The sequence below is a fragment of the Faecalimonas sp. LCP19S3_D12 genome (assembly GCF_052121495.1).
Taxonomy (GTDB): Bacteria; Bacillota; Clostridia; order Lachnospirales; family Lachnospiraceae; genus Faecalimonas.
Genome location: NZ_JBQKED010000026.1, coordinates 25,463 through 46,148, shown reverse-complemented (window position 1 = coordinate 46,148; position 20,686 = coordinate 25,463). Strand labels below are relative to the sequence as shown.

At 36.5% G+C, this 20,686-nt stretch carries 19 protein-coding genes and 1 pseudogene; 1 reads left to right on the top strand and 19 read right to left on the bottom strand.

Annotation, left to right across the window (positions count from 1 at the left end):
• Positions 1-132 precede the first annotated feature (132 nt).
• The 18 genes and pseudogenes from ACTQXY_RS09440 to ACTQXY_RS09355 form a co-directional block, all read right to left on the bottom strand.
• Positions 133-321, bottom strand: coding sequence for a hypothetical protein (locus ACTQXY_RS09440; protein WP_441659252.1), 189 nt, complete (start codon positions 319-321; stop codon positions 133-135).
• Positions 322-331: 10 nt separating this feature from the next.
• A complete protein-coding gene (locus tag ACTQXY_RS09435; protein WP_441659251.1) occupies positions 332-715 on the bottom strand; it encodes a TnpV protein in 384 nt (127 codons plus the stop codon).
• Complete coding sequence (locus ACTQXY_RS09430; protein ID WP_441659250.1) at positions 712-2,595, bottom strand: DUF4368 domain-containing protein; 1,884 nt, start codon at positions 2,593-2,595, stop codon at positions 712-714. The genes ACTQXY_RS09435 and ACTQXY_RS09430 overlap by 4 nt, the downstream gene beginning before the upstream one ends.
• Before the next feature lie 111 nt (positions 2,596-2,706).
• Positions 2,707-2,907, bottom strand: coding sequence for a hypothetical protein (locus ACTQXY_RS09425; RefSeq protein WP_441659249.1), 201 nt, complete (start codon positions 2,905-2,907; stop codon positions 2,707-2,709).
• A 941-nt stretch (positions 2,908-3,848) separates the two neighbouring features.
• Positions 3,849-5,063, bottom strand: a complete 1,215-nt coding sequence (locus tag ACTQXY_RS09420) for a replication initiation factor domain-containing protein (RefSeq protein ID WP_441659248.1) — start codon at positions 5,061-5,063, stop codon at positions 3,849-3,851.
• Between the two features lie 392 nt (positions 5,064-5,455).
• Entirely contained in the window at positions 5,456-7,450 is a 1,995-nt protein-coding gene (locus ACTQXY_RS09415; RefSeq protein WP_441659247.1) for an FtsX-like permease family protein, read from the bottom strand.
• Positions 7,437-8,204: an ATP-binding cassette domain-containing protein gene (locus ACTQXY_RS09410; RefSeq protein WP_441659246.1), complete on the bottom strand. Its 768-nt coding sequence runs from the start codon at positions 8,202-8,204 to the stop codon at positions 7,437-7,439. Before ACTQXY_RS09410 ends, ACTQXY_RS09415 begins: the two co-directional genes overlap by 14 nt.
• Positions 8,205-8,293: 89 nt before the next feature.
• Positions 8,294-9,313, bottom strand: coding sequence for an ATP-binding protein (locus ACTQXY_RS09405; protein ID WP_441659245.1), 1,020 nt, complete (start codon positions 9,311-9,313; stop codon positions 8,294-8,296).
• Complete coding sequence (locus tag ACTQXY_RS09400) at positions 9,310-9,972, bottom strand: response regulator (RefSeq protein WP_441659244.1); 663 nt, start codon at positions 9,970-9,972, stop codon at positions 9,310-9,312. Before ACTQXY_RS09400 ends, ACTQXY_RS09405 begins: the two co-directional genes overlap by 4 nt.
• Positions 9,973-10,543: 571 nt before the next feature.
• Positions 10,544-10,660, bottom strand: a pseudogene (locus ACTQXY_RS09395) (helix-turn-helix transcriptional regulator); the annotation flags it as partial.
• A gap of 311 nt (positions 10,661-10,971) precedes the next feature.
• Positions 10,972-11,604, bottom strand: coding sequence for an AAA family ATPase (locus ACTQXY_RS09390; RefSeq protein WP_441659243.1), 633 nt, complete (start codon positions 11,602-11,604; stop codon positions 10,972-10,974).
• 67 nt (positions 11,605-11,671) lie between these two features.
• The gene (locus tag ACTQXY_RS09385) at positions 11,672-12,517 is read right to left on the bottom strand and encodes a ketose-bisphosphate aldolase (RefSeq protein WP_441659242.1); all 846 of its coding nucleotides are present in this window, start codon (positions 12,515-12,517) and stop codon (positions 11,672-11,674) included.
• Between the two features lie 32 nt (positions 12,518-12,549).
• A complete protein-coding gene (locus ACTQXY_RS09380) occupies positions 12,550-12,936 on the bottom strand; it encodes a tetratricopeptide repeat protein (RefSeq protein ID WP_441659241.1) in 387 nt (128 codons plus the stop codon).
• Positions 12,937-12,959: 23 nt separating this feature from the next.
• Positions 12,960-14,252, bottom strand: a complete 1,293-nt coding sequence (locus tag ACTQXY_RS09375) for a PTS ascorbate transporter subunit IIC (protein ID WP_441659240.1) — start codon at positions 14,250-14,252, stop codon at positions 12,960-12,962.
• Between the two features lie 18 nt (positions 14,253-14,270).
• Positions 14,271-14,564, bottom strand: coding sequence for a PTS sugar transporter subunit IIB (locus tag ACTQXY_RS09370; RefSeq protein WP_071143424.1), 294 nt, complete (start codon positions 14,562-14,564; stop codon positions 14,271-14,273).
• A gap of 22 nt (positions 14,565-14,586) precedes the next feature.
• Positions 14,587-15,039 carry a PTS sugar transporter subunit IIA gene (locus tag ACTQXY_RS09365; RefSeq protein WP_071143423.1) on the bottom strand — a complete coding sequence of 151 codons (453 nt, stop codon included), beginning with the start codon at positions 15,037-15,039 and terminating at the stop codon, positions 14,587-14,589.
• Between the two features lie 172 nt (positions 15,040-15,211).
• Positions 15,212-17,266 (bottom strand): PRD domain-containing protein, encoded by a 2,055-nt coding sequence (locus tag ACTQXY_RS09360; RefSeq protein ID WP_441659239.1) that lies wholly within the window; start codon positions 17,264-17,266, stop codon positions 15,212-15,214.
• A 120-nt stretch (positions 17,267-17,386) separates the two neighbouring features.
• Complete coding sequence (locus ACTQXY_RS09355; protein WP_071143421.1) at positions 17,387-18,220, bottom strand: MerR family transcriptional regulator; 834 nt, start codon at positions 18,218-18,220, stop codon at positions 17,387-17,389.
• An 83-nt stretch (positions 18,221-18,303) separates the two neighbouring features.
• Here ACTQXY_RS09355 and ACTQXY_RS09350 point away from each other — a divergent pair, with 83 nt between their 5' ends.
• Positions 18,304-18,942 (top strand): GNAT family N-acetyltransferase, encoded by a 639-nt coding sequence (locus ACTQXY_RS09350; protein WP_441659238.1) that lies wholly within the window; start codon positions 18,304-18,306, stop codon positions 18,940-18,942.
• A gap of 55 nt (positions 18,943-18,997) precedes the next feature.
• Here the strand turns inward: ACTQXY_RS09350 and ACTQXY_RS09345 are convergent, their stop codons facing one another.
• Positions 18,998-20,671 carry a family 20 glycosylhydrolase gene (locus tag ACTQXY_RS09345; RefSeq protein ID WP_441659237.1) on the bottom strand — a complete coding sequence of 558 codons (1,674 nt, stop codon included), beginning with the start codon at positions 20,669-20,671 and terminating at the stop codon, positions 18,998-19,000.
• Positions 20,672-20,686: the final 15 nt, after the last annotated feature.

The window sequence follows — 20,686 nt, the reverse complement described above, 5'->3', positions numbered from 1 at the left end:
CTTTGTAAGATATTCATAAGTCTATTATGCAGGAAAAAGGAAGAAAAAGAACCCCCCTAACCCCTCAAGATTGAGGGGAAGGGGAGCTGAATAGGCGAAGCCTATTTTTTATAAGCTTGTTCCTTTTCTACCCTATCCGGCATTCTTATCCAGATAATTTTGATACTTCTCAAGTACGGAATCTGTCACACCGTTTTTGTAGATTTTCCGAATATCTGTGATCTCTTCATTCTTTAAAAGTTTCAGCCATTCCAGAAGGTCTTTCCGGCTGTTGGCGAAATTACAGCACTGACCATCTGCGTATTCAATCCGGTATCTCATAAGCATCCCCCTATACATAGACCAGTTCTGTCAGAATTACTTCATCCACTCTGTTGCGAATGTTATTTACCCTGCGAAGCCATTCCATCTGATCCCTGCCTTTTAAATCCTCTGTGACACCCTCTGCTTCCATGATCTGATCCATCATGCTGTCCCTGCGTTCTGCACAGATCTCATTAAAATCAGCAAGATATGTCCAGAGCTTCCCAGTCAGCATAAGCTGGGAATACAAAGCCTGTTTGTAGTCTTTCAAATAATTCCTGCGGAGGCTTCCATAGAAACCAATATCTCTTGTTTCTTCCGCCACACGGATCAGCGGGATATAATAATCTCCCACAAGGATATAATCCAGTCCGTTCTTTTCATCATGTATCATCGGTTTCAATTCTTTCATGCATTTGCCACCCCTTTCTTTGGTTCTGCAGCCGGAAGCATCGACACTGGAACAAACACACCTTTCGCAATATCTTCCTGCCGGATTGCTTCTTTCTTCGCCTTGATCTCGGCTTTTCTTTTTTCTTTTACTTTGTCTTCGTATTCTTTCTGTTTTCCATTTGCCTTCCGCCTCAGATAATTCTGGTGCAGCCTGTCCTTCCTGGCTTCCCGCTTTCGTAATTCTTCTTCCTCTTCTGGTGTCAGCTGGACTTCTCCAAAATGCGGTGGAAGATACCTTCCCACAAAATTAAAATAAATCTCAATCTTCTGTGTGGTCTGCTGGCTTCCTTTCCTGTCCCTCTCATGCACCAGAATCTTTTCCACGAACTCATTAAGCATATATGTGGTCAGTTCATCAAAATTCTGATATTTGTCCACCAGTGCAATAAATCTTTCCGCAGACCGTCTGCCATTTTCATATCCGGCTACCTCTGCTTCCAATTCTGAAATATCCACTGTCAGTTCTTTCTGTTCTTTGGAATACTGCCCATCAAGGACTGCGTAACGTTCATCCGGCAGCTTACCGAGGATATTATCCTCATATATCCGGCAGATCAGTTTTTCCAGTTCCTGCAGACGCTTTTTCGCTTCTGCTATCCTGTTTTTCAGCCTCACGATTCCACTGGACTGCTGGGAATTCTGTGTTGTCTTCACTGTCTCAATGAACTCTTCCCGGTTCAGATGGGAATATTCTGCGATAGCTTTCAGCAGGTCTTTTATCAGCTCCATCACAATATCCGCATTAATCCTGTGCTGTGTCGGGCAGAGTGTTCCAACCGGAACCTTGCTATATGCAGAACAGGTATATTGTGGGATTCTTTTCCCATTATTTACCCGGTGCACATACATTTTTGCCCCGCAATCGGCACAATACATCAGCCCTGTCAGTGGATGTGCTTCTCCCCATCCGTCCGGGTATCTGCGGACATTCTTCCGGATTCTCTGGACATTATCAAAGGTTTCCTGATCAATGATCGCTTCCTGCGTGTCCTCAAATACTGTCCAGTTATCTTCTGACACATAATGGCTCTTTTTGTCCTTAAAATGCTTTCTGGTCTTGAAATTAACAGTGTGACCAAGATATTCCCGCTTTTTCAGGATCCCTGCCACCGTCGACGAACCCCACGCATAGGGGTCTTTGATCTCGTCCACTCTTCCCTGCCATAATCCTGCCCCATGCCTTGCCATGTGTACTGCCGGGATCTCCACCTGATCTTCTTTCAGCTTCTTTGAGATCTGGTAAGGACCATATCCGTCCATTGTCATCTGAAAGATCCTGCGGACAACCTGTGCAGCCTCTTCATCCACGATCCAGTGTTCCTTATTTTCCGGGTCTTTCAGATATCCGTATGGTGTGGTACTTGCAACGTGCTTCCCGGAATTGCCTTTTGCCTTAAAGGTAGACCGGATCTTTTTGCTCGTGTCTTTCGCATACCACTCATTGATAATGTTCTTAAATGGTGCAATCTCACTTTCGCCTTTTTCGCTGTCTACACCGTCATCAATCGCTATGTAACGGACATTATGACTGGGAAAATACAATTCGGTATATTGTCCTGTCATAATATAATTTCTGCCAAGTCGGGAAAGGTCTTTTGTCACAACACAATTGATTTTTCCTGCCTCTATATCCTCAATCATTCTTTGAAAACTCGGTCTGTCAAAATTTGTTCCCGACCAGCCGTCATCAATATATTCATCAATGACATTCAAATGATGTTCTTTTGCATATAGACGCAACATACTTCTTTGTGTAGTAATGCTGGAACTTTCGCCCTGTAATTCATCATCTCGGCTTAACCTAAGATAAAGTGCAGTATTGTAAATCTGTTGTTTCATTGTCAGTTATCCTCCTTTATAACTAACCCGTGTTTACAATACCTGCTTGCAAGTAAAGTATAACACGGGGACTTTTTGTCATTCAATCTATTTCTTACAACTGCACCGATTTTATGCGATTGTCTGCTTTGCTTTTTCCAGCATGACATCAGTTAAAAGTTCTTCCATTGTCTTTCCCTTTTCGGAAAAATGCTCTTTTACAACAATCTTTGTCTTTCCTCTGTTGCCAATGCCACACTTGCCATTTTTCTTTTGAATTGTTTTTACAGCATTATCAATAACACATACCCCCTTTCTGTAAAATCTTTCCAAGCAATTCAACGGCTTTTGTCATAGCCCACAGGGATTCCACCTCTGCATAGTTCTTATGTAGCCGTACCCATTGCGTGCGACGCTCTTAATGCTCAAGCTGTGGCTGTACGGGAGTATCATTATCTGACAGTACAGGTCATGGCGATAAAAGAGGACAAATCTTTTACAAGAACACAAATAGGTTTTCGCTCGCTCTTGCAGGGGAAAGGTCGTGGCGTATTTGTTTCAACGGCTTGCTGTCTGTCAAACGTATTGAATTGCTTTATTCAGTTGTCAAAGAACACGAAAGAAGAAAATCATCTTTCCTATATACCGCGTTGGAAAAGAGGGGAAACGTAACCAAAATTCAAAACTTTTTCCATTATTAGTACAAATGGAACGGTTCATTTTGGCAATCAACGGTTGATTTTCTCCTTTTTCACTACTATCTGTACAGCAAACGTCCATTTGCTAAGTTGAAATGGAAAAATTTTAACTTCTTTTCTTGCACCATATAGGGAACGGAAACCTTAAATTGTTAAGTTTAGAATAAAGTATTTTCCTCTTTTCACATCAACACTCAACTGCTAATGCCTGTTTGAATACAAATCAAGAAATGACATAATAATTTCTTCTTTCTTGCACCAACACTCGACACGAGTAAGATATTTGAATACAAATTTAAGATAGTTTTTCCTCTTTTCATAGAACACTGTCCACTAATCACGAATTTCCGTCATTTTTTCAAAACTTTTTTCTTCTTTCACATCATATAGGGACAGCAAGCCCTGATTTAATGACCTATTTTCAAAAAAAGTTTAGATTTCCTTTTCTCGCACCATATCTGTACGCAAGTAACCGTTTTGTTGCAGATTTGATAAAAAATTTATTTTTCTTCTTTCACTCCACATAGGGAATGAAAACAGCTCCTTGCTGACTAAGTCTGAAATTTTTCAATTACATTAAAAAATACCGTCATTCTCTTGTGAAACAGCGGTATCTATTCGTTCTTCTATGGTCGATTTTTCTAATTGTAATAAATGTTTATGCTTGTCTTTAAGTTCTGCCTGTTCAATCATATCTTTCAGTATCGTTGTATGATTTTCTTTATCTAATGCCTGTACCATTTTTATGGTTGGTGCGACTTGTCTTTGTAGCCAATGCAACGCTTTTTGTAAAGTGTAAGGCTCTGGCTTTGTGGTTAAGCGTATCGGCTCTCTGTGTTCCCCTACAAACCATGCCCAATCATCATTTGTTATCCATTGACTTTTTGGCTTGTCGTCCTCTCTGTCAACAAAGCGGACATAATGATTGATGATAGAAAAAGCGGTGCGTTCAGCGTCCCGATAGGTCAGTAAATCTACAACCGCATAATAGGCTCGTTCATTCTTCATGCGTATTTCAAAACGGTTCTTAATCTCCGTATCTTCAATTTCTGTGCCATTCTTGACATACTGCTCATAATTTTTCTGATAAGCACACATATATAATTCGCTACTTGTTGAACCGAGATATAAGGTTTCTCCTGTATTCTTTGGTAAATCGCTACCGCATTTTTCTGTACCGCTGTAATCTTTCTGCATACGGAAGTAGGCGATACATTCGCCAGCCTTGTATTTTTCCTTTAACTTTGGAATATCCAATATTCCTGCTCGGTCATTGATAGCCAAATCAAGCCGTTTCATCACACCACCAGCCGTCATACAATCCAGCATAAAATCATACCATGAACGTTCCTGTGCCAGCAGATAACTTTCTATTTGCCGACAACCTCTGCCTTTCAGTTCCAATAAAACACCCAAATGCTCTTGCATGGAACACATGATATTGATGTCGCCAAGTACATATTTGCTTTCATATCCGTATTTTCCATAATCTTCATAAAGCATATAATTAGATTTCAGTTGTAATACATCACGGATAATCGCCAATGCGTCCGTAGTAGGAAAGCGGACACGAAAGTAATCAATCAATAAAAATAGTGGTTCTTGCGGATTGAAACGCTCAATCTGTTTTTCTATGACTTCTCTTAATTCGTCATTCAATGGCTGTTTCCCTTTTTCAATGCGGTTGTAATATTCACGGCTGATACCACAGGCAACAGCAAGCCTTGTTTGTGTTACTCCATATTCCTCACGCTTTTGTCTTAGTTCTTCAATAAAGTTTTTATCATTCATTTTTAAATTCCTCCAATCAAAAAAGCAACTGCTGTATTTGATAATTGCCTATACTTAAATTTCTGCAAAAGAAAAAGACAATCAATTTCTCGTTTGAAATCAACTGTCTTTCCTATGTCTTATTCAATTTTCCCAAGTGATAATGGCATAATTTATATCACACCATGTAAAATGCGGTTTCGCCTTGTAAATACAGCGTTTTCCGCTTGTTAATGTATATTGTCTCTTGTTTTTTGTGCCCCCCTTGTTAGAAAATCTAAGCGATTTTCCCACCGCCGTGTCTGGATCACTCCGTCTGTCTACGATTTCTCATCTTCTCAGATGCACATACAAAGTAAAATTTGAAAGTTTATATCAAGTAAAATGCAGAACAAACCTGATAAAGATAACTTTTACTTCAAGGAAGAATCTTTTATCATATTTTTACTACCAACATATGTGATCAGGAAATATACACCGTAAATCAAAATAACAATTATGGCGGTAAGTATAATCGACCAGGTCAATCCGGCGTTTCCGAAACTTTCCAGCGTTTTCATTGCAAACTGCACACCAAAGATGGAATGGATACTTGCCACACCAAGCGGAAGCAGGAAGAAAATGCCGATTTGCTTAAATAACGCTCTGTTAATCATCTTTTCATCTGTGCCGATTTTTCTCAAAACAGCATACCGTTCGATATTGTCTGCACTTTCCGACAATTCTTTTAGTGCAAGTACGGCTGCACTGGCAACCAGGAAAATGATCCCGACATATAAGCCGACAAAAGTGAACATTGCTTCCAGACCGATGCTTTTTTCCGCCAGAAATGTCTTTGTGGTACAAATTGCGTCGTTGGCATTGGCAATGTCCATAAGTGTATTTTCGATATTGTTATCGTTTGGCATGTAATTAGCCACCAGATAGTTAACAAATTTCATAGAATCCGTAACAACATCATCCGGCACAACAAAAAAACCACTATTAGATGGTGCTGCTGTCATGTGAACAAACCCCTCTTTACATTGGGTGTATTTTGGATGTAATGTGTTCTTGTTAACCGTTACGGCAGTATTTGCACTTAACGCGTAGTTCCTTACCGTAGTCATGCTGTCTAAATTTGAAACAATGATATATTCATCATCTTTCAGGGTATAAGTTTCATTTCCATACAGTTCTGCCACTCTGTTATAATCACTTAAGGTCACAATGGTTTCCGGGAGTTCAATTTTTAAACTCGGATTTTCTTTTAAAGCCCTGTCAAGTTCGTTTCCTAATGTGGCTTTCAATGTCAGATCCTGATCCCTATACTCATCAAACACAGCGTAATTCTGAAATGCTCGGCTTGGTTCCAGTTTGTTATCCGTCAAAAGTGTTTCCATATCTTTATCTTTGTTGGCGCTTTCGTAGGGGATAGACATCTCCACATCTGCAGGGACATACTTTCTTAAGCTGTTGTTCATTGAATTGCTCAAGGAAAATGCACTTGAAAACATACAGATCGTCACAAACAGCATTAAACTGATGACACTCATCGAAAAGACCATTGTATTCATTTTACTGCTGAACTGCTTAATTACGAAACAATTCAGTTCTTTATAATACGTATTTTTCATTCCGGCAAATATCCTGATTATCAATCCGGCTAACGACCAGAACAGCAATATCGTACCGACAGCACCGGCAACTGCAGTTTTCCATATATTACCATGTACAAAAAGGTGCTCATAGTATATTGTTGCTTGTACATAAGCATACGCTAGTAAAGCACATGAAACAAAAAACAGCAACACACAGACTAGTGCATTTTTTGAATATACTTTTTCATTTTTTCTCTTTGCCTGAAGTAAATCAATCAGCTTGTATTTATTTACCTGTATGGTATTGAACAGCATGACAACCAAATACATAACCATAAAGCAGACAATTGTTTTCACACACGCTTCCTGAGAAAAGAGAAATTCATATTTGCTTAAATCCGCTTCAAACATATTTGCAACGATAACACTCATAAATTGAGACAGCAGGATTCCCAACACCAGCCCTACCCCAAGAGAAATCACACCAATAAACAATATCTCAAAAAAAAGCAGTTTGGATACTTTTTGCTTACTCATTCCAAGCGTAAAATATACCCCAAATTCCTTGATCCTTCTTTTTATCAAAAACTGATTGGCATAAATAATTAAAAATCCCAGTATAACGGCAATAAAAACACTCACAACAGAAAGCATGGAATTTAAAAACCAAACATAGTTAGACTTTGCTATTTCCAGCATAACTGTCTGAGATTCCACTGCATTAAATACATAAAAAATAGCTACACCAAGAATAATCGTACAGAAATAGATGGCATATTCCTTCATGCTCTTCCTGGTGTTTTTCAGAGATAACTTAAAGAGCATCATTTACATCTCCGCCTAACAATGAAATCACATCAATAATTTTATCAAAAAATTCTTTTCTGGAGCCATCCCCTTTGAATAACTCGTTAAAGATTTTGCCATCCTTGATAAAAATAACCCTTTTTGCATACGACGCCGTAAATGCATCATGCGTTACCATTAAAATCGTTGATTGAAGTTCACTGTTCAAATGGCAGAAGCTTTCCATCAGCATTTTTGACGATTTGGAATCAAGTGCACCTGTTGGCTCGTCAGCCAGAATGATTTTAGGGTTTGTAATAATCGCTCGTGCAGACGCAATACGCTGTTTCTGTCCTCCACTCATTTGGTAAGGGTATTTTTTTAGAACATCTACGATATTCAGTTTTTGTGCAATGGTTTGGATTCTTTCTCCAATCTCCGATCCTTTCACATTTTGAATAGAGAGTGCAAGAGAGATGTTCTCGTATGCGGTCAGCGTATCCAATAAATTAAAATCCTGAAAGATAAATCCAACCTGCTCCCTGCGGAACTCGTTTAATGCGTTCCCTTTTAATTGGGTAATGTCTCTGTCGGCAACATAGATATGCCCTGAAGTAACTCTGTCAATAGCAGAAATACAATTTAGCAGGGTAGTTTTCCCGCTACCGCTGGCTCCCATAATTGCAACAAATTCTCCCTTGTCTACTTCAAAGGAAATATCGTCAATCGCTTTTGTTAAATTGAATTTGTTTCCATAATATTTTTCGATATGGTCTATTTTTAAGATGTTTTCCATAATATCGCTCCTTTCACGGATTTATTATACCCATTTTTGAAGTGTGCTGTCGTTATTTGAATATTACGGAACATTACAATTTTGTAATATCAGGACAAAACCTCAAAAAAATCATTTGCTTGAAAAGTTATGCACACTCTTGTGAAATGATCTTTTTTCGATTCGATGCCGATGGTATGCCCAAGTTTTTTGCATAACTTCTTTGCAATATACAGCCCCATGCCTGTTGACTTTGCCCGAGTTCTTCCATTATATCCTGTAAAAGATTTATCAAAGACTCTCCTGATATCTTCTGCCGGAATACCAATCCCGTTATCCTCTACATACAATCTTACAGTATTATTGTCACTTTTTGCAGATATTTTAATATAGGATTCCGGGATCTGCCGCTTATACTTGATGGCATTCTGCACAATCTGATTCAGGATGAACTCCAGCCACTTGGCATCTGTATTGACTTCGAACCCAATATTTTCAACAATAAAATCAATACGACTATATAACAAAGAATCTTTGTGATTCAAAGCCACAGTATTTACAACTTTTTTCAGTGGCACTTTTTTAATCAAATAATCTTCTGCAGAATTTTCGCTTCTGACATAATAAAGGACTTGATCCACATAATCGGTAATTCTTTTTAACTGTTCTTTCAACTCCGCATCTGCATCACTTTTTCGGTTATGAGTAATCAGGTTTAATGTAGATAGCGGCATCTTGATTTCATGAATCCACATTTCTATGTATTCCCTGAAATCTGAATTTTGTATTTCCAACCCTTTCACATTTTCACGCATAGATTTGTTGATTTCATACAAGATCTCATTCATTATCTTGCCGTCATAAAAATCAGGCACTTCTAATGTGGCGAGTACAAGATATGCCTTATCCAATCGTTCTGTAGTTTCTTTTAAAGTTTTGTAATATTCTGACCTTCTGGTAAAGTCATAAATCATAAGAATGATGCAATGAGTCAGCAGTAAAAGCAGCGTGAATAGGATGATGATTGTTTTGATTCGAAAAGCCCGAAGTACCAGGGCTAACACAATTAAAACAAAAAAAGTTGATATTATTTCTACTTTTTTATCTGCTAAATATTTTTTTAAGCTCATTGCAAGATATACCCTTGTCCTTTCCTTGTATCAATAGCATCTTCGTGTCCCAATTGTTTTAATTTAGCTCTCAACCTGCTGATATTTACTGTCAAAGCGTTATCATTGATATATTCGTCGTTGTTCCACAAATCTGTCATCAGCTCGTCTCGTGATACGATTTTACCCTGATTAGAAATTAAGTTATTCAAAATAATCATCTCATTTTTGCTTAACACAACCTCGCTATCACCTTTTGTGACAACGCCTTTTCTGGTGTGAATTTCTAAATCACGATAAAGAACAACTGGATTTTTCTGTTGCATCCTTTTGAAAATATTGTTAATTCGCAGCAAAAGCAGTGTAGGATTGTAAGGTTTCGTAATATAGTCGTCTGCGCCAATGCTGATAGATAAAACTTCATCGACTTCGTTATCCCTGCTTGTTACCATAATAACCGGGGTATCACAGGTTTTCCTCAATTCCTTTAGTAATAACTGTCCATTGAGATACGGAATGTTGATATCCATCAAAATTAAATCTGCTCCCGATCGAATGATTTCATCCTTTGCTCGACTGAAAGCATCTAAAATAACCGCTTCGTATCCGGAGTTGTTCAATAAACCGGACAACTCTCTCTGCATATTTACATCATCTTCGACAATTAATATTCGTTTCATGGATATGCTCCTTTTTTTACACAATATTAAAAACATGTTTATTCTAACATATTTGTTCTGAAAGAACTATATAAAACATCTTTTTGTAGAAAGACATTTACTATATTATTTTGAAAAGTGACCCTACTATCAGAACAATCGCATGAATGAATAAATTGTGAATAAAATCACCTGATAGTGTAGTAATTGTACTGTTTTATTAACTGAGTTGTTATTACATTTTCGCTTTTAGGACTATTTACTCCTATAACATGAACGTTGGTGTATAACTACAGTTCTTGGTTCGTTGTATTGATTGCAAAACTTTTATATGATTGAAAGTTTGAGTAAATTATTTTGTGGTAAGAAAATAAAAACCATACGACTAAAAATAATAACTCCTACTATTGTGGCAAGGCACAACATTTGTATGCCCCTAATGATTTAACTATATCCTTAACTTCTAGCAATCCAAATTTATTTTTATACTATTTATTACTTTTTCTTTAGTCTACTATATTTTTCAGAAGAAAGTTAATAATATTTACAAGCAGGTAAAACACAGGTTGTTTCTTATATATCCTTTTGTTTGGGAAACTCCTTGCTCCCATTTCGATATTGTTTGCCGTACCACATTCAATTTAATAGCAAGTTCTTGTTGTGAAAGTCCTTTTGATTTTCTGATTGCTTTAATGTTTTCATTTAACATTATAAATGTCCTCCTTTTTTATTTTCTAAAAATATTGTATGAGGAATTCCCCGTTGCTGCAAGCAACGCATATTAACATTTAAGTTACCAGCAAGTAACAATTGCAAATTTATTATTTTCTTTATAAGCAATTGTACACGAAAAATCAAGTTTTCGTCAATCTTCATCATTTAACAATAAAATCATAACTCTCCTGGTTACTGTTCCTCCTTCCTGCGAGTTAAATATAGTCTCGATTACCTATGTGAATAAAAACACCGCCCTTTCTCTGATGTTATTTACATCATAAAGAAGGACGGTTTAGATTTGATTTAATCTTGATGTAATTTCGATTGAGGTGCTAAAAAAATCTCACCAATTCGATTGAGAATGGCTTGGTAATCAATCTGATTATAATCTGAGGCGTCGACTTGAATGAGCTCTCCTAATTGAAAGGTGTCATATCCTTTATGCAAACATCTGTCTTTAAATAATTCATACGATACCAAACAATCTGCCTTAGAACGATCTTCCATCGAATCTCCCTTATGATACTTACTGACCATATGACCAAGATGTCTGCTTTGATCCAAATCTCTCATACGCGACACTTTGTACAACTGATCGATATTTCCTATAACACGAATTGTAATCACACTATATCCATATCGGTTTGACAATTCTTCCAATCTAGTTTTTTGTTTATCGCTAAATGGATAATCTGAAATCAAAAGATTTTCCTCTTCCATATTTTGTTCTAAGGAGGCATAATATTCTTCCCATGCCTTCTGCTCAAGTCTGCTTTTTTCTTCCAAATTATCAAAGCCATATTCATCCCACTTCTGTTCTTTTATCTCATCCTGATTAACACTAATAAACCCAGGGTATCGTTCCTGTATTTTGCGACACATATAGCTTTTTCCTGTTGCCGGATAACCTGCAAGTAATATCATACATTTTTGCATAATAATTCTCCCATATTGTTTTTGGCTTATGAAAAATAATATTTTTCATAAGCCTGTTTCTTCTTGTCTATAGTCTAAATAGAGTTGCTTTTTCAGTTACAATTTCCGCAATTCGATCATTTGCAGGTCCAAGAAGGGTTCTCAGCGAGGTCAATGGTGTTACCCCTTCTGCAGTAAATGTCTTGCTTACCACCTCAATATAAGATTTATTTAATTCTGTTCCTACATTGATCTTTTTCATCCCTTCTCTTGCAAGTCTCCTCATGTCTTCGTCAGATACTCCTGTTCCCCCATGAAGTACCAAACCGGTATCCCCAAGTTTTGCTTTCAATTCTTCTAACAATTCATAGTTAATCTTTGCTTTTGATTTATACTGTCCATGTGTCGTTCCAATAGAAACTGCCAACGCGTCTACTCCTGTTTCAGAGGCAAAGCGTAATGCATCTTCTGGCTTTGTGTACATTGCAGCATCTTTGTCAACAACTACTCCGTCTTCCGCTCCGCCAATAGAACCGACTTCTCCTTCTACAGATACTCCTTTGGCATGTGCATACTCGACAACGATTTTCGTGTTTGCAATATTTTCTTCCAGCGGAAGAGCTGAACCATCATACATAACTGAAGAATATCCGCAATCAATTGCATGTTTTAATGCATCAATATCTTTACAGTGATCCATATGTAATGCAACATTAATGCTGGAAGTTTCAGCTATAGCTTTTACCGCTGCAATCAATGGTTCAAATCCAATATATTCAGCTGTCCCCAAAGAAGTTTGAAGAATAACTGGAACATTCAGCTTCTCTGCCGCTTTAATCATTGCCGGAACCATCTCAAAACAGTGCAAGTTAAATGACCCTATTGCTCCTTTTCCTTCATTTTCTTTAAACATTTCAATTAAATTCTTATACATCTTTCTTCCTTCTTTCTATTTAATCTTTATATTTACATTTTCCCACGAAGCATATCTTTTGACATTTGCATCATTTCTTGAACTTTCTGCATATAGTAGTTCATCTGCTCATCATTTCTATTTTCTGCTGCCTGCTGACGTTTCTTATTGTAAAGCGACATTAAATCAGTGTAACTTTTCCCCATTTCCTTTTTTATAGACAGGCTTTCTTCATAGTATTTGATCGCGCTTTCTAACTCTTCCGCTTGATAATACAAAGCTCCTATTTGATTTAACAAGGGAACTCTCTGCTCCCCAGATAATCCTTCAAGTTCTTGTATCTTTTCACTTGCTTCCGCAATCAGCTCATCTTTGTTAACTTTAATATTTACTTCAATGTTTTTTTCTTTCTTTTCCTTCTTTTTTCCAAACAAAAACATCTCAATCCCTCTTTTCTATAGATTTAGAAGATTCCTGCAATCGCTTTAACAGCCATAAATACAAATCCGGTCACTACTGTATCCACATCTGTACATGTGATATTCTGGAAACCGATTTCTGCAAGCATTGGACAAAGCAGTGCCGGAAGAATAATAATGAAAATACCGTGTGCGATACATCCGATGATAACGCCTCTGCGTCCTCCCGTTTGGTTTGCAAAAATACCAGCTGTTCCACCAGCAAAAAAGTTACTCATAACTCCTGGAATTACCATAGGAAGTCCAAGTGACGGAATACTTGTTATCAGCATACCTATCATTGAACCAATAGTAGTAAATACGAATCCCATGATGACTGAGTTTGGTGCATATGGAAACAATACAGGACAATCTAATGCTGGTTTTGCATTTGGAACCAATTTCTGAGAAATTCCCTGAAATGCTGGAACAATTTCTGCCAATAAGAGTCGAACACCTGAAAGTAAAATATATAACCCTACAACGAACTGCATTGCCTGTAAAAATGCAAATACCATATAGTTCGTATCTCCACAAAACTCTGCACTTGCTTTAGGTCCTGCAATAGCTGCAACAATTAAATAGAAAGGTATCATTACAACCATAACAGATAAGTATGTATCCTGAAGAAATTCTACACTTTTTGGAAGTTTTAATTCTTCGCAAGATTTCGACTTGTCACCGACCAATTTAGATACCAGAGCTGCAAATATATATCCAAATGTGCAGAAATGCCCAAGTGCAATATCATCACCGCCAGTTATTTTTCTAAGAATCGGCTGCGCCATTGCCGGCATCAAAGTTGCAAATGCACCACCTACAACACTAGATACCAAAATCAGAGGAATTCCTTTTAGTCCCAATGCCCAAGCAAATACAACACAAATCGTTGATTCCCAAAGCAGTGCTTGTCCAGTAAGGAAAATGTATTTAAAAGGAGTAAATCTTGCAAGAATAATATTTACAATAAAAATTCCTGCCAATGAAATAGCGATTTCTCCACCAAGCCCAAGATTTCCCATCGCCTGTCCATTGATTGCTTCAATAGATGCAACTACACTCTTAAGACCGTTTAAGCCAAATCCTTTGTTAAACACATCACCGAAGTATGACAGTGACTCCTGCATGACACTGGATCCTGCCGACAGAATCAAAAATCCAAGAATTGTTTTCATGGTTCCTGAAATAACTGTTCCAACCGGTTTTTTCTGCAATGCAAGTCCTAACAAAGCGATTAATCCGATAATAATCGCAGCCTGTGTCAAGATATTTTCAATAATGAAATTTAATATTGCCATATTTTTTCCTCCCTCCTACTATTCAATAGCATTTATTTCTTTTAACACTGGAATAAGTTTTTCTCTGATTTCATTTTTATCTACCAATCTCTCAAGAAAAATTGCCGGACATTTTAAAGTAATACGCTCAAATTGTTTTTCAAAATTTTTTCCTGAAATAATCAAGTCCGCATTCTGTCCCGCTACACTTGAGATATCAATGTGATCCATCTTAGCCTCTACACCTAGCTCTTTTAAAACTCCTTCTGTTGCCATCTGGCATGCAAAACTACTTCCTAACCCATTTCCACATACTGCAAATATTTTAAGCATTTTCTTTTCCTCCGTTCATTCTCTACAAATTACTTTCTGCTTTTGTCAACATTTCATATATTTGTTGCTCACTCGTTGCTTCCGCAAGTTCTTTAATCTTGCTTTCATCCATCAGTAACAAGGATAAAACTTTCATTACATCAATATGAGAATTAGCATCACTAGCCCCTAGTGCAATTAGTACACGAACATTTTGACCATCATTCATAAACTGTATCGGTTGTCGCACAACTGTAATGGATAACTGTTTTTCCAGCACTCCGTCTTCTGGCCTTCCATGAATCAACGCAATATCATCTGCCAATACATAATATGGTCCGTACTCTTCTGTACATTTGATAATTGCTGCTTCATAGTTTTCAGTAACATACCCTCCATTAACTAGTGGTTCAAGACTCAGGTGAATTGCTTCTTTCCAATCCTTGGCACTTTCAATAATCTGGATATTCTCTAATTTCAACATCTCTGATATCATTTGTGTCTCCCCTTTCTTGTTTTGTTGTTTGTATTATATCAAGTCAATTTATCAGATAGAAGTCCAATAAATTGCAAATTGTTTTGCATCTAGATATATAGGTGTACAATTTTTTGCAATTCTTTTTGCAAAAAAATAGATCGTACTCATACAGTCGATCTATTTTTGATATTTATTCTATTTGTATCTTTTTTGCAGCTCTTAGAACTTCTTGAAATTTATCTAGTATCTCCGTTTTCGTGCTGCAAGTTAAAAATTCATCTACAACACTGTCCTCTCCAAAAATTGTAATAATATCTCGTAATAATTTCAGGTGACTTTCCTGATCAATTGCAGCCAATACAATTACAACATTTGCCAAATCTTTATCTGAAAATCGCACAGGTTCCCTAAAAAAGTGAATAGAACAGTCCAGTTGATTCACTCCCATCTCTGGTTTTGAATGTGCTAAAATTACTCTCGGCATAATAAACATATAAGAACCATAATACCGAATCTGAGAAATGATACTATTTATATACGCAGATTCAATACTTTTATTCTGTATCAAATAATCTGCTGTTTCCCATAATGCCTGTGTCCACATATATTTTCCGTCGTGAATATCCACTCGCAAGTCGTCCACCACGCTCTTCAAATCTTGATAATTTTCTCTAATTTCTGTTTCCATCCCCTTTTTACAATTAAACAAATATTCTTCTATACTCTCTCGAATTTCATCATACACTTTTCCTTTAATGTATGGCTCAATAATATTCATAAGGTCATCCACCTTGATTTTTCCCATAAATTCTTCCTTTTTCAAATGTCTTGCCAGAACCTCTTTATCTCTCCCTGTCAGAATAGGATGAACCTGTACAACTGGAACAACACTTTTAAAAGCTACCGTAGTAACAATCAACTCGCACACTGCCTGCACATTTTTAATCTTTGATGAAGCTTCCACTCCCACCACTTCTGCTTCCGGGAACATTTTCATAATCTCTCTTTTTAACATATTTCCTGTTGATATTCCATTTGCACAAACAATCAGCACTCGAATTTTATCGCTTTTATTATTTGATATCGGAAGATGTGCTCCGAAATGAAGTGCCAGGTAAGCCACTTCTGTATCCGGAATCGGAAGACCAATCTGGTTTTCCAGATATTTACTAACAATTTTCGTAATTTCAAACAAGTCTGGATATTCCCGAATAATATCTCTATTTAGCATATCCAGACTCTGTATTCCATACTGATATCGATATAGCGAGGAATTAATATGTACAAACAATTCCCTTTCTAAATCTTCTTTATTATCAAATATCACACATGCCGTCTTCTCAAATTCTGTAACTAGTGCTTTTGTAATCTCATATACCATCTCATTATTTGTATTTTCAAAAATATCTTCGGACACGGTAGCAATCCGCCCTCCCAAAAGATGAATACACAGGTATATTTTTTCATTCTCATTTAACTGTGAAAAATATTTTTCAATCAAATAATACTCTTTTCTCTGCTTAATTTCTTCAATTTTAAGATCATCAAAATAGATTCTCTGTTTCCCCTGTTCCATAATTGGCAGCAACACTACCAAAGATTCCCTATTATCAGATACATATTCAACCCCTAAATCCTGTTCTACTTTTTTCAAAGTCTCCTCATAAGCATCCACTTTTTCCCAATCAATAAATTTCATCCCGTCTCTAGTAAACGTTTTTTTCAATTCCTGATAATTCAACAGAAAAACAGCTCTTACTTTCACTTCATTTCCTACAATAATATATCCTTTTTTTGATCTATATTCTAGCTCAAGATCATAGTTCTGAAGCTGTTTCACAACCACTCGAAGATCATTAAATACAGAATTACGGCTCACTTTACAATAATCTGCCAAAACATCTACATGCACTGGTTCCTTAGAATATATGATGCTGCAGATAATAATCTGCACTCGCTCCATCGGCGAATAAACATATGCCTCCTCTGTATTTTTTTCCTCCATACATTCGGCAATTTGAATTCTGATCTGTTCACTCAAAAGAAGTCCTTTTCCTCGTACGACTCGCAGCTCCGGAATATCATTTTCAGACAGCCACTCATTAATCCGACATACATCGTAATAAATACTTCTCTGAGAAATATTCAATTCTTCTGCAAGTTGTTGTAGTGATAAATAAGAATTATTATTTAAAAGTTTGCGTAGAATCCCCTTACACTTTGCATTAAGATAAGTACTGTTCATATTCTTTCTCCTTTCAAATGAGATATTCTAGATATACCATTTGCTTTATCATCTGATCTTATTATAACATTCTCTTTAATGCAGTTGCTCTCCATTTGTTTGCAAATTAAATTGCAATAATCAGGGTTCTGTATCCAAAAAACAAGCGTTTTCCTCAATCTTAATCATAATCTTTGTAACATAATCGTTTGGATTGGAAATTACAAAATCATTAAGTCCGACTTCATAAGCATATCCTGTGAGTTCTAAATCATGCTTTTTAGAATAATCAAGCATTTTTTGATACATTTCCGGTAATTTATCCCATGTACCTTTTTGATAACCACATAAATACCTTCCCTTGGGCTTTATAAAACTATTTGAAACAGATTTATTGTTTAAAGCAATCGTATAAATTCCGTCATATTTGGTAAAATTCATGTTATATACATTATCAAGTGATATAAAGCTACCTATTCCCATACGAATCTGTTCAATTCCCCATGTGGATTTTAACGGGCTAAAAATCTGAGATATATCATCCTCGGAAAAGTCATAAGGAAACGTTAAAATCCTTTCTGATTTACATTCTTCAACTCTAATTTCTTGTTCTCGTAAACTTTCACAAAAAACGATCTGCTCTTTCTTTGCTTGTAATATCCTTTTAATATTCTTCAGCTTTTGAATTTCCTTATCTAGTTCTTGCTCCTTTGTGTCTGCAATTTTTAAAAAGTTGTCAGGTGTAGGTTGTTTTCGATACATTTCAATTTCTTTAATACTCATATTCAGTTCCTTTAGCATACGGATATACTCAAAATCTATGCTCTGTGAAATATCATAATATCGATACCCATTTTCTTCTTTTGTAAGAGGACAAAAAAGACCTATATCATCATAGTAATGAAGTGTTCGTTTATTCACTTCATGCAATTTTGCAAATTGTGCTGTTGTTAGCCTTTTCATTTCTTTCTTCATTTTGTTTTATCTCCTCATTGACATTACAGTAACTGTATACTTTATCATACAAAATATAAAACATAAAAACAAGGAGAATAGCAATGCAAATAGAATTAAGAGAATATCAAAAACAAGACTTTAAGACAGTAGAAACTATCATCAGAGAAACTTGGCATTATGATGAATTTAGCAGTCAGAAAACAGCGGTTAAATTAGCAAGAGCATTTTTAAGCAGTTGTCTGACAAATTATACGTTTTCAAGAGTAGCCGTACTTGACGGGAAAGTTGCAGGCATTATTTTGATAAACGATATCCAAAACCACAAATGTTCATTTTCAAATAGATTATTACAAGTAAAGTCTATATTGTCATTGTATCGTTCCAAAGAGGGCCGGAACGTATCAAAAATTTTTGAAAAAGTAAATGAGATAGATAAGCAATTATTGAGTGAAAGCAACAAATCCTATCCAGCAGAGCTTGCATTATTTGCCGTAAGTTCTTCGTGCCGTGGAAAAGGAATCGGAAAAATGCTTTTTCAATCATCTCTTGAGCATATGGAGAAAACCGGGTTAAAAGAATTTTATTTATTTACAGATACAACCTGTAACTATGGATTTTATGAGCACCAGGGAATGATACGCCGTTTGGAAAAGGAACACACATTTCATATCAAAGGACAGCAAAAAATAATAAATTTCTTTATTTATGATTCTTCAACACAGAAAAAAATGTCCGAATAGCCTGTCAAACAAGGCTATTCGAACATTTCAACTATGAGCAGATAGATTTTTTTCTCTATGCTCTTCTTTTTTTCATTGTCACAATACAACCGCCTGCGATTACGCACAGTGTCATCCAAGTAAATGGTGATGCTACATCTCCTGTCTGTGGTGCAGTTGATTTCGAAATGTTTTCTGTAACTGTTTTCTTTTCTAACTGTGCAATCGCATCTTCAATCGCTTTTGCGTAAGCATCTACCTGAGCCTGCTTTGTGATATCTAAATCACGTACAACTGCGTTCACTGCTTTTGTCACAGCGTCAAAATTCTTATAATCTTTTGCATTCAATTTTTCAGCTTTCTGAATTGCTTCGTCTACTTTTGTATAGTCTGCTTTTCTAAGCTCTAATTTAGCAACTGCGTTTTCGATTGCCGCTGCATAACCATCTACAGTTGCCTGTTCTGTCTCTTTCAAGTTTCTTACAACTGCTGCTGTTGCATCATTGACTGCCTTCACTGTCTCTTCTGTGTAGATAGACAAATCAGCCGGTACTTTTGCAAGCGCTGCATCTACTTTTGAGTAATCTGCAGGTCTCACTAAAATATCTCTGTGTTTCTCAGAAAAAGCATCCATTAATGTTAATACACGATCCATATCATGCTCTTTTGACGGATTATCACACCAAATAGCCTGCATACTTCCAATCGTGTCCACTGTGCTGCCACCTGCTAATTCATTATATGGTTTTGCCTCGATATTTTTCAGTGTATTTTCATAAGCATAAATTCCATCCTCAGAAGTGATGTTTCCTAACACCCAGTACCATGCATCATTTGTATTTAGAATCTTGTGTCCTTTTTCTGCGAAATAGCTTGGTTTTGCTACATCAAATCCCCACCATCCTGCTGTCCAGTAAGAGATAATGATATCTTTGTCAAATGTTCCAAATTTGTCATCGCTGTTGTAGTAAATACCATCGTTGAAGCACATTGGAAGCATATTTGCCTCTTTGATCAGCGCAGCCATATCATTCGTGTAATCGATAAATTTATCATAGATATTTAACTTTTGTAATTCGCCCCATCCCGGAACTCCAAATACATCATTTGCATATTCATCTGCCCCAAAATTGAAGATTTCACAAACTCCTGATGCACTAAAGTAATCGATATATTTCTTTACCAAAACTTGTGTAAATTCAATTGCTTCTGGATTTTCAATGTTTACTGTACGTTCTGATTCTCTTCCATCTTTCGTGTAACGTACATTCTCTAATCCTAACTGTTCCATCGCAACTAAAATGGAGTCCATATGTCCAGGGCTGTTAATTCCCGGAATAATGTCCAAACCTCTTTCTTTTGCATAAGCCACAATGCGATCCATCTCATCTTCTGTCAATACATCGCCATTTGGATCTGCATAATAAGAATTGTTTCCTGCTGTGATTGCTTTTTTTACATCTTCACTTGCATAACTTTTTCCATTCACCTGCATGCTCATATCATCGAGCACAAAACGTAAACCATCATTTCCTAACAGAATCTGCACAGATGTATATCCGTTTTTGTACGCTTTGTCAATGATTTGTTTCAATTGATCTTCTGAGAAATACTTTCTTCCTGCATCAATTGATAACACACTTTTTTTCGTAGTTACTGTTTCTTTCGCATCTACATTTCCAACATTTACACTGAAGAATGCCATCAGCGCCACTAAAAATGTGATACAAAGTTTTTTCCATAATTTCATACTTTTTCTCCTCTA